The following is a 10,250-nucleotide window of genomic DNA, read 5'->3' as shown; positions in this document are numbered from 1 at the left end:
CCCCCCCCCCCCCCCCCCCCCCCCCCCCCCCCCCCCCCCCCCCCCCCCCCCCCCCCCCCCCCCCCCCCCCCCCCCCCCCACCCCCCCCCCCCCCCCCCCCCCCCCCCCCCCCCCCACACACTTTTTTTGTTGTTCGTTCGTCGGCAGCGTCAGATGTGTATAAGAGACAGGTTCAGGTCCTAGCGCCCGCAAGGGTGTGGAAGTTCGAGTCTTCTCTTGGGCACCAACGATTTTTAAGGTCGGATGTATAACGCCGGCTTGCAGTACCGACAATTTGCTTTGCCCAGGTGGCGGAATTGGTAGACGCACTAGGTTCAGGTCCTAGCGCCCGCAAGGGTGTGGAAGTTCGAGTCTTCTCTTGGGCACCAATCAAAAAGCCGTTGATCTCTGATCAGCGGCTTTTTTCATTGCCTTGCAGCTGCAGCCCTCCCCATCTGAGCAACTGCCCTCCCGCCCCGGCCATCAGCGCGTCGTGGAATCATCCCTTGATGCCCCGGCCAGTTCAGCACCGGATCTGGCATCCAGTGCCACAAAGAAAAACACCGAGCACAAAGTCAGCAAGCCCATCACCAGGAAAGACCAGGCGAAATCGCTGCTGAGCAGGGTGTCATGCCCCTGCAAGGTGGTGACCAGTTGCAGCGTCATTGCCGCCACGGTTACCCCAAAGCCGGCAGCCAACTGTTGGGCCACGCTGGACAGGCTGGTGGCATGGCTCATGCGGCTTTGTTCCACGTCGGCAAATGCGATGGCATTCAGGCTGGTAAATTGCAGGGAGCGGGAAAATCCGCCCAGCACAAACACCGCCAGCATCAGCACATGCGGCGTATCGACCCGGAACAGACCATACACCGCCATCGACAACGCCACCAGCACGGCATTCCAGCTCAGCACCTTCTTGAAACCAAAGCGCTCCAGCACCTTGGCCACAATGGTTTTCATGAAGATGGCACCAATGGCGGTGGAGCAGGTCAGCATGCCGGATTCGAATGGCGTATAGCCAAAACCAAGCTGCAACATCAGGGGCAGCAGGAATGGCGTGGCACCGACGCCCATCCGGATGAGAAAGCCGCCCATCACACTGGCGTGAAAAGTAGGCAAGCGCAACAAGGACAAGTCCAGCAATGGGTCAGCCACACGCCGGTAATGCCACAGATAGGCTAGCAACAGCAAGGCGCCGAGCACGCTGACCGCCAGCGACAGTTGCAACGACAACATGTGCTTGCCTTCGGTGGCCAGGCCCAGCATCAACATGGACAAGCCGATACCGGTCAGGGCGAAGCCTGTCTTGTCCAGCGGGGGCAAATGCTCTTCTTTCAGGTTCTCGATATAACGCCCCGCCAACACCATGCCGAGAATCCCAATCGGAATGTTGATGAAGAAGATCCAGCGCCAATGGAAGTAGGTCGTGATGAAACCACCCAGCGGCGGCCCGATCACCGGGCCGAGCAAGGCCGGAATGGTGAGGTAGCTCAGGGCTTTGACCAGCTCCTCCTTGCGGGTGGTACGCAGGATGACCAGCCGTCCCACCGGCACCATCATGGCCCCGCCCATGCCCTGTATGAAGCGCGCCAGCACAAAGCCGGCCAGCGAGCCACTGAAACCGCACAGGACCGAACCCAGGATGAAAACGGCAATGGCCGAGCGGAATATCCGTCTGGCGCCAAAACGGTCTGCCATCCAGCCACTGACCGGGATGAATACCGCCAGACTGACCAGATAGGAGGTCAGCGCCAGTTTGAGGGCAACCGGATCGACCAGCAAATCGCGGGCAATCGCCGGCAAGGAGGTTGCGATCACGGTCGCGTCCATGTTTTCCATGAACAGGGCGGTGGCAATGATAAGCGGCGTGAGCATGCCGCTGGCCAGTTTCAACTGCATGGTATCGGTCTGCAAAAATGTATGCGTTCAGTCTAGCAGCTTGACCCATGCGGCCGGAACGGTGGCGAAGAAGAAGTGTTAGCAGTTGTGAAAAGGTAGTGCAGGAAAAGGCAGCACACGGGCTGCCTTTTGCATTGGGCACTCGCTACGGCAAGGCTTAATGCGCGCCCAGCTCCAGCGCATTGCTCAAGTCACCCATGACGGCTTCGCCATTGGCCTGCAAGGCAGTATCACGCTCGATAACGCCGGGCAGTGCCGGCAAGTCGAAGCGCCGGCTGATGAAACGCAGGATGGAAGCCGTGTCGTATTGGGTGTGGTCGACATAGCCTTTGCGGGCATAGGGCGAAATGATGATGGCCGGGATGCGGCTGCCCGGCCCCCAGCGATCACCTTTGGGGACTGGGGCATGGTCATAAATGCCGCCATTTTCATCGTAAGTGACCACGATCAGCATGTTCTTCCACTGCGGGCTCTGTTGCAGCTTGCCAATCAGTTGGGCAATGTGCGCGTCACCATCGGCCACGCTGGCATAGCCAGCATGCTGGTTAAGATTGCCCTGCGGCTTGTAGAAGGCCACGGCCGGCAGCCTGCCGGCCTGGGCATCACGCAGGAAGTCCGCATCGAAATCCTTCAGATGCGCCTGACGGTAAGCCTGCCGGGTCAGCGGATCAAAGGCGGCATAGTAGTTGAAAGGCTGGTGATGGGCCTGGAAATTCGGCTGTCCACCGTTGTAGATATTGCTGCGCTGGGCCAGCGAAGCATTCCAGCCGCCGGCATACCACGCCCAGCTGATGCCCTTGGCCGTCAGACGATCACCAATGGTGACTGCAGTCTGTGCGGGCAAGGTGGTGGCCTTGGTGGTATCGGCATACTGGCTTGGACCCTTGGCTCCCGGCGCATTGCCGCTGGGCTGGTACAAGGGTTGCATGGTATTGACGGCATAGAACATGCCCTGACTGTCCTTGGGCGTCAGATTGCTGTCGTTCTTGTAGGTCGGCTTGCCATCCAGTACCGAAGCCTTGGCACCGGCGGCAGGCGTCAGCCGTACAAACTGTCCCCTGGCATCGGTGTCGATGGCAGAAATCGAATCCTTGGCCGGAGAATCGGCCGCATCGGCATTGGGATAGCTTGGCGCACAGGCGCAGATCAGATACTGGTGATTCAGAAAGGAGCCGCCAAATGCGCCCATGAAGAAGTTGTCTGCCAGGGTGTACTGGCGTGCCAGCTGCCACAATGCCATCTTGCTGCCGTCGTAGTAGCCCATGCTCAGGCCACCCGCGTCGGAATAAGCAGCAAACTTGTCATTCTTGCCGCCATTGATCTGCATCTGGTTGTTATAGAAGCGATGCACCAGATCGCGGGTTACCACATCCTGCCCGACTTGCACGCCGCTGCCGTTTACCCCTGCCGGATCATCAATGCGGAATGGCTTGTTGGGCCAGCCCATGGTTTGTGCCTGGCTGAGGGTGACGCGCTGGCCGGCAGCAGTCAGGCCATTCCAGGTTGGCGGCAATACCGGCAAAACCGAGCCATCAAAATCCTTCTGTGGGACATAGCTGCCGCGTGCCGAAGGATTGACGCCCGGTATGCCGTTGGCACCCGGATACAGGCCATACAGATTATCAAAGGCACGGTTCTCGGCAAAAATCACCACAACATTCTGAATGACGTCCAGCGAGCCGCTGGTGACCGGAGCCTGCGGCATATTGCTGGCACAGCCGGCAAGAGCTGCCGTCAGCGCCAGGGAAAGCAAAGCGGGTTTGCAGTTGTGCATGAGAGTGTCCTTGTGCGGGTTCGGATGATTGTGCCGGCAGCGTGTTGCACGCGTATGATGGACGAATTAGACGGCCAAACCCGGACACAAGCAAGGTGGTACAGCCCTGCCCCTAAGACCTGCCGTTACGTCATCAAGGGGAGATAAAACTGGCGTATGCTGCTGCCGATTCAACCTGACTGCTCTCGACCATGTCGTCTTGCCCTCCCCACCCGTCAGCTTTGCGCATGTTTCTGTCGTGGCTGAACTTGCTCTTGCTGCTGAGCGCTTGCCACCAGACAGCAGCGCCCGTGCCGGCCCTTTATGCGGACAGCCATCCACTACCGGCGCAACAACTGGCCGGGCTGGGGCGGCAATTATTCCATGAGACGGCGTTGTCAGCGTCCGGCAAACAATCCTGTGCCAGCTGCCACAGTCCGGCTCATGCCTATGGTCCACCAGATGGCAAGCCTGCCCAGTTCGGCGGGGTGGATGGCCGTCAGCAGGGCAACCGCGCCGTGCCATCCCTGCGCTATCTGCAAAACGTGCCGCCATTCAGCGAGCATTTCCGCGATAACGATGGCAATGACAGCGAAGATGCCGGCCCGACAGGAGGTTTTACCTGGGATGGTCGTGCCGCCAGCCTGCATGAACAAGCCAGCCTGCCCTTGCTGGCCGCCAATGAAATGGCCAATCGCAGCCCGGAGCAAGTGATTGCGCAACTGCAGGCCAGCCCGAGTGCCGGCTCGTTTGCAGCCTTGTTTGGCCGTGATATTTTTCAGGACAAGCAGGTGGCATTCAGCAAACTGGTACTGGCGCTAGAGGTGTTCCAGCAAACTCCGGCCGAGTTTTATCCCTATAGCAGCAAATACGATGCCTGGCTGCGCGGGGAGGCCGCGCTGAGCAAGCTGGAATTACGCGGCCTGCAGGTCTTTAACGATCCGGCCAAGGGGAATTGTGCGGCCTGTCATCTCAGCCAGCGGCAGCCTGACGGGGCTTTTCCCGCCTTCAGTGATTTCGGGCTGATCGCACTGGGCGTGCCACGCAACAGGGCATTGGCCGTCAATCGTGATCCTGCTTATTTTGACATGGGCTTGTGCGGGCCACTGCGGCAGGACATGCATCGTGACGAGTATTGCGGGCTGTTCCGTACGCCTTCGCTGCGCAATGTCGCCAGCCGCAAGGTATTTTTCCACAATGGCATATTCCATGATTTACGCCAGGTACTGGAGTTTTACGCCAGCCGCGATAGCGATCCGGCCAAATGGTATGGACATGGACAAGCAGGCCAGCGCTTCGATGACCTGCCCAGCCCTTATCACGGCAATATCAATCAGGAAGCTCCCTTTGGCGGCAAGCCAGGCTCACGGGCAGCATTCAATGCCCGTGATATAGATGCCATGCTGGCTTTTCTGCAGACGCTGACCGATGCGGATGTGCTACCGGCCAGCAGATGAGGCGCAAAAGCTAGCCAGCCAGTGCCGGCAAATCATCGATGGCCAGCATGCTGGCCAGCACATCGACCACCAACTGGTGATCCTGCCGTTGCGGCAGGCCGGATACCACGATGGAGCCGATGCAACCGACACCGCGCAGCCGCAGCGGAAAACCACCGCCATGTGTCGCATGCTCGGCCAGGGACAAGCCGTTTTTTTCCTGCAAAGTGGTTTGTTGGCGCTGGCAATCCAAACCGACCGCCAGTGAACTGCGTTCAAATTTCTGCACCACATTATGCTTGCGGCGGGCCCAGTCTTCATTGTTGGCGCTGGTCCCGGCCATCAGCAGCTGGAAACGCCGTACCTGATTGACGGTAATGACGATGGCCAGTGCCGCGCCGCGCTGGCGGGCGGCCTCACGCAGGCGACAACCCAGCTCCCACAGCGTATCCCCGTCAAACTGGCTGAACTCCAGCCGCGCCTCCTGCTCGGCGATGATTTGCAAATCCGCTTCCACACTCATGGCAATAGCTCCTGTGCACTCACTTCCCTGCCCTTTGCCGCACTGTATTCAGCACGCTCCAGCCAGTCCATGACAAGGGTCGCTTGCTGGGCGGTGACCGGATTATCCGCTTCGCCACGGATGGCCGCAGCCAGTTGGCGATAATATGCGCGATAGTCACCTAGTAGATTGGGCAGGCTTTCTGTCTGGGGCCCGGCGGCGGCCGGCAGGAAAAGCTGGCCCGGCAAGGGGTCGACCCCCCAGCCGCTCCCACCCGGCGCTTTGCCCAGCTTGAGGTCAGCCTCTTGTGTATCGAGCCCGTACTTGGTGTAACTGGCCAGATCACCGTGCACGGCAAAACGGGGAATGCCGCCACTGACCAGGCAGGAGCCATGCAAGACCACATGCATTTCCGCATAACGCAGCTGCACATGGAAATAATCAGTTGCTTGTGCGGCTGGTCGCTGCCTGGCCAGATAGGCAGACACGGCAAGCGGCTGGCCAAACAGTTGCAAGACCTGATCCAGCAGATGCGGACCCAGGTCATACCACAAACCGCTCCCGGCGCCTCCCTGCTCACGCCAGCGCTGCTGTACTTGAGGCCGGTAGCGATCAAAATGCGCGACAAACTGGCTGATCCTGCCGAGACGGCCACTTGCCAACAAGTGCTGCACGGTCAGGAAGTCGGCATCCCAGCGCCGGTTGTGAAATACCGACAGCAGCAGACCCAGCCGCTTGGCCAGCGCATCCAACTGTCGCGCTTGCTCCAGGGTAAGGGTAAAGGGTTTGTCCACCACTACGTGCTTGCCTGCCAGCAAAGCTGCTTCCGCGTGGGAAAAATGCAGATCATTCGGGGTGGCGATCACCACCAGATCGACCGCCGTATCCTGCAGGGCCTGTTGCAGGGTGGGCCACTGCCGTAGTGCTGGCCAAGCTGCACTCAGCACATCGGCCTTGCTGCTGACCACACCATAAAGCTGCAAATCCGGGCAGGCGGAAATCAACGGGGCATGAAAGGTTTTACCGGCATAACCATAGCCGACCAGCACGACATTCAAAGGAGTGGACATGCATCATCCTGACTGCGCCATCTGCAGCAACACAGATAGCTGAGGTTGGTAGGAAGGGAAGAAAGCGACAATGTTAGCGCTATCATACCGAATCGCAGCCATAAAAAAACCCACCGCACGCGGTGGGTTTTAGGGGTCATGCCAGGCTTACAGGCCGTAGGGATGACGCAATACGATGGTTTCTTCGCGGTCCGGACCGGTGGACACGATATCGATCGGCGCACCGCATACTTCTTCGATACGCTTCAGGTAAGCCTGGGCGTTAGCCGGCAGGTCTTCCCAGCGCTTGGCACCAACGGTGGAGTCGGTCCAGCCCGGCATGGTTTCGTAGACCGGTTCGCACTTGGTCACGGCATCGGAACCGAAGGGCAGAATGTCGATCTTCTTGCCATCGAGCATGTAGCCGGTGCACAGCTGGATTTCTTCCAGGCCATCCATCACGTCCAGCTTCATCACGCACAGACCGGACACACCGTTGATCTGGATGGAACGCTTCAGCGCAGCGGCATCGAACCAGCCACAACGACGCGGACGACCGGTCACCGAACCGAATTCGTTACCACGCTTGGCCAGGAAGGCGCCAATCTCGTTTTCCTGTTCGCTCGGGAAGGGACCGGAGCCCACGCGGGTGCAATAGCCCTTCACGATACCCAGCACGTAGCTGAGCATTTGCGGTGGAACGCCTGCGCCCGGTGCGGCGGCACCCGCCACACAGTTGGACGAGGTGACAAAGGGGTAGGTACCGTGGTCGATGTCCAGCAGGGTGCCTTGGGCACCTTCAAACAGGATGGGGGTACCGGCCTTGTCCATGTCGTACAGGGTGCGCGACACGTCAGATACCATCGGCTTGATACGCTCGGCCAGCTTCATGGTATTGGCCAGGATTTCTTCGTAACTTACCGGCTCGGCCTTCAGCAGATTGGTCAGCAGGAAGTTGTAGTATTCAACGTTTTCCTTGAGCTTGCTGGCAAAGCGTTCCGGGTTGAACAGGTCGATCACCTTCAGGGCGCGACGCGCTACCTTGTCTTCATAGCAAGGGCCGATACCGCGACCGGTGGTACCGATCTTGCCGGCACCCAGCGCAGCTTCGCGCGCCTGGTCCAGTGCCACGTGGTAAGGCAGGATCAGCGGACAGCCTTCGGCAATCTTCAGACGGGCCGAGGCATTCACACCAGCGGCTTCCAGCTCGTCGATTTCCTTCAGCAGTGCTTCCGGCGACAGGACTACACCGTTACCGATGAAGCATTCGACGCCTTCGCGCAGGATGCCGGACGGAATCAGGCGCAGTACGGTTTTCTTGCCATTCACCACCAGGGTATGGCCCGCATTGTGACCACCCTGGAAACGCACCACAGCACGTGCGTGGTCGGTCAGCCAGTCAACGATCTTGCCCTTGCCTTCATCACCCCATTGGGTACCGATCACGACAACATTTCTGGACATTGGAAAAACCTCTTCTTCAGTCAAACTAAAAATCAGTTAAAGGGGACGATCTGCCAGCCGTCAGCGGCCGGAATCAGTTCACGGTTGCAGCCGATGGCCTCGGCTGATTCCCCCAGGTAATCAATAATCACCACCTCGCCTGCCGCGCGCAGGCGCGCGACTTCGCTCTGGGCTGCCGGCAGGTGGCGATTGGAAACACGTACACCCATGGCGCTGCCACGTTCCGGCAGGATCTGGATCAGATCACGCAGATCCAGGCTGAAACCGGTGGCCGGGCGGGCACGGCCAAAGCGGCGGCCAACATTGTCGTAGCGGCCACCACGGGCCAGCTCCACTGCCCAGCCAGGCGCATAGGCCGCAAAGATCAGGCCAGTGTGATAATGCGTGCCGCGCAGCTCGGACAGGTCAAAGCTGATGGCAACACGGCCTTCGAAGGCACGGGCGATGGCGGACAGCTGCATCAGCGCCAGTTCGACTTCCGGCAGGGATGGCAGGCGGGTGCGGGCTTTTTCCAGCACCGATGCCGGGCCGTAGAGCTCGGGCAAGGCGAGGAAGGCGCTGCGATAAGGCTCGGCCAGACCTGCGACCTGCTCGGCAATACTGGCGGCGTCCTTGTTTTGCAACACGGCAAACAGTTCGCGCGTCGCCTGTGGCGACAGACCGGCCGCAGTGGCCAGCCCACGGAAGATGGCGGTATGGCCAACGTCCAGTCGCAGCTGCGGCACCTTGACCTGATCCAGCGTGGACAACATCAGCTCGATGATTTCGATATCGGCCTCGATACCGGCATAGCCGTACAACTCGGCACCGACCTGCATCGGCTGGCGCGAGCTCATCAAGCCATTGGGCCGGGTATGCACCACACTGCCGGCATAGCACAGACGGGTCACGCCGGTGCGATGGCCCAAGAGGTGAGCATCGATACGCGCCACCTGCGGGGTGATATCGGCACGCAGACCCAGTTGGTGACCAGACAACTGGTCATCCAGCTTGAAGGTTTTCAGGTCTAGCGCAGTATCACCTTCGGCGATCAGCGAATCGACATATTCGATCAGCGGCGGCAGGACCAGCTCATAGCCTGCACAGCGGAATTGTTCCAGCATCGCTGCCTTGGCAGATTCCACCTGGCGGGCAGTAGCCGGCAGGATGTCTGCAATGTATTCGGGTAACAGCCAGTTACGCATATTCCGGTTTCGACAAATAAAAGGCGGGATTCATCACCCCGCCCTGTTTACGGCAAACTGGCCGGGGTGTCCGGCCAGTCATGAAAACTGATTGTAACTGCCAGGCAGTGCTTACCTGCCCTTGCCAGCCGCCGGCGGGTTCTTGAAATACTTGAAGAACTCGCTGTTGGGGTCCAGCACCATCACGTCATTCTTGTTCTTGAACGACTCTTTGTAGGCATCCATGCTGCGCCAGAAGGCATAGAACTCCGGGCTGCGCCCATATGCTTCCGCGTAAATTGCGGCCGCCTTGGCATCGCCCTCGCCTTTGCGTTGCTGTGCCTTGTTGTAGGCATCGGCCAACAGCACATCGCGCTGCTTTTCCGCTTCGGCACGGATGCGCTCGGCCTCGGCAGCACCTTCGCTACGCAACTGGCTGGCGACGGTACGGCGTTCCGACTGCATGCGGTCGTAGACGGAGCTGCTTATTTTATCCGGAAAATCGACACGTTTTAAGCGGACATCGAGAATTTCCACGCCTATTTTACGCGCATCTGCGTCTGCGCGCTTGCGAACCGTCTCCATCACCTGGTCGCGTTTGCCGGAAATGACATCAGCCACGGTCTTCTGACCGAATTCGGCACGCAATCCGTCGTTGATGGTCTGCTTGAGACGGGCCACGGCAGCATTCTCCGACCCAACGCTCTTGTAGAACTGTTCCACATCGACAATGCGCCATTTTACATAGCTATCCACCAGCACGTTTTTCTTCTCGCGCGTATTGAACAGCTCGGGTGCTTCGGCATCGATGGTCAGGACCCGGCTGTCGAAATAGCGCACATTCTGCAGCAGCGGAATCTTGAACTGGATGCCGGGCTGCTTGATCACCCGTTCCACTTCGCCAAACTGGAAGACCATGGCGTACTGGCGTTGGTCAACGGTAAACAGCGACAGGCTGGCAACAAACAGAATACCCAGCACAGCCAGCAGGGTTGGCATGATTTT

The 10,250-nt window shown here is 59.4% G+C and carries 8 protein-coding genes and 1 tRNA gene; 2 read left to right on the top strand and 7 right to left on the bottom strand.

Going from position 1 to position 10,250, the window contains the following annotated elements:
* The first annotated feature begins 281 nt into the window (after nt 1-281).
* A tRNA-Leu gene (locus JHD64_RS14835) sits at nt 282-368 on the top strand.
* Between the two features lie 94 nt (nt 369-462).
* Here JHD64_RS14835 and JHD64_RS14830 read toward each other — a convergent pair.
* Nucleotides 463-1,878 (bottom strand): MDR family MFS transporter, encoded by a 1,416-nt coding sequence (locus JHD64_RS14830; protein ID WP_233170513.1) that lies wholly within the window; start codon nt 1,876-1,878, stop codon nt 463-465.
* 157 nt (nt 1,879-2,035) lie between these two features.
* Complete coding sequence (gene acpA / locus JHD64_RS14825; RefSeq protein WP_082693486.1) at nt 2,036-3,652, bottom strand: acid phosphatase; 1,617 nt, start codon at nt 3,650-3,652, stop codon at nt 2,036-2,038.
* Between the two features lie 290 nt (nt 3,653-3,942).
* Between acpA and JHD64_RS14820 the strand changes: the two genes are divergently transcribed.
* Nucleotides 3,943-5,088: a cytochrome-c peroxidase gene (locus JHD64_RS14820; protein ID WP_370540963.1), complete on the top strand. Its 1,146-nt coding sequence runs from the start codon at nt 3,943-3,945 to the stop codon at nt 5,086-5,088.
* A 10-nt stretch (nt 5,089-5,098) separates the two neighbouring features.
* On the opposite strand, the gene JHD64_RS14815 is transcribed toward JHD64_RS14820, so the two are convergent.
* The 5 genes from JHD64_RS14815 to hflC form a co-directional block, all read right to left on the bottom strand.
* Nucleotides 5,099-5,590, bottom strand: a complete 492-nt coding sequence (locus tag JHD64_RS14815) for a heme-degrading domain-containing protein (RefSeq protein ID WP_199053823.1) — start codon at nt 5,588-5,590, stop codon at nt 5,099-5,101.
* Complete coding sequence (locus JHD64_RS14810; RefSeq protein ID WP_199053818.1) at nt 5,587-6,639, bottom strand: oxidoreductase; 1,053 nt, start codon at nt 6,637-6,639, stop codon at nt 5,587-5,589. Before JHD64_RS14810 ends, JHD64_RS14815 begins: the two co-directional genes overlap by 4 nt.
* A 147-nt stretch (nt 6,640-6,786) precedes the next feature.
* Nucleotides 6,787-8,082: an adenylosuccinate synthase gene (locus JHD64_RS14805; protein ID WP_110313526.1), complete on the bottom strand. Its 1,296-nt coding sequence runs from the start codon at nt 8,080-8,082 to the stop codon at nt 6,787-6,789.
* Between the two features lie 32 nt (nt 8,083-8,114).
* Nucleotides 8,115-9,266, bottom strand: coding sequence for an ATP phosphoribosyltransferase regulatory subunit (locus JHD64_RS14800; RefSeq protein WP_059287410.1), 1,152 nt, complete (start codon nt 9,264-9,266; stop codon nt 8,115-8,117).
* 111 nt (nt 9,267-9,377) lie between these two features.
* The gene (gene hflC / locus JHD64_RS14795; RefSeq protein WP_370540962.1) at nt 9,378-10,244 is read right to left on the bottom strand and encodes a protease modulator HflC; all 867 of its coding nucleotides are present in this window, start codon (nt 10,242-10,244) and stop codon (nt 9,378-9,380) included.
* Nucleotides 10,245-10,250 lie beyond the last annotated feature (6 nt).

Source organism: Aquitalea sp. ASV15 (genome assembly GCF_016429115.1).
Classification (GTDB): Bacteria; Pseudomonadota; Gammaproteobacteria; order Burkholderiales; family Chromobacteriaceae; genus Aquitalea; species Aquitalea magnusonii.
The sequence above is the reverse complement of the archived record's forward strand: the minus strand, read 5'-3'. Positions and strand labels throughout refer to the sequence as shown.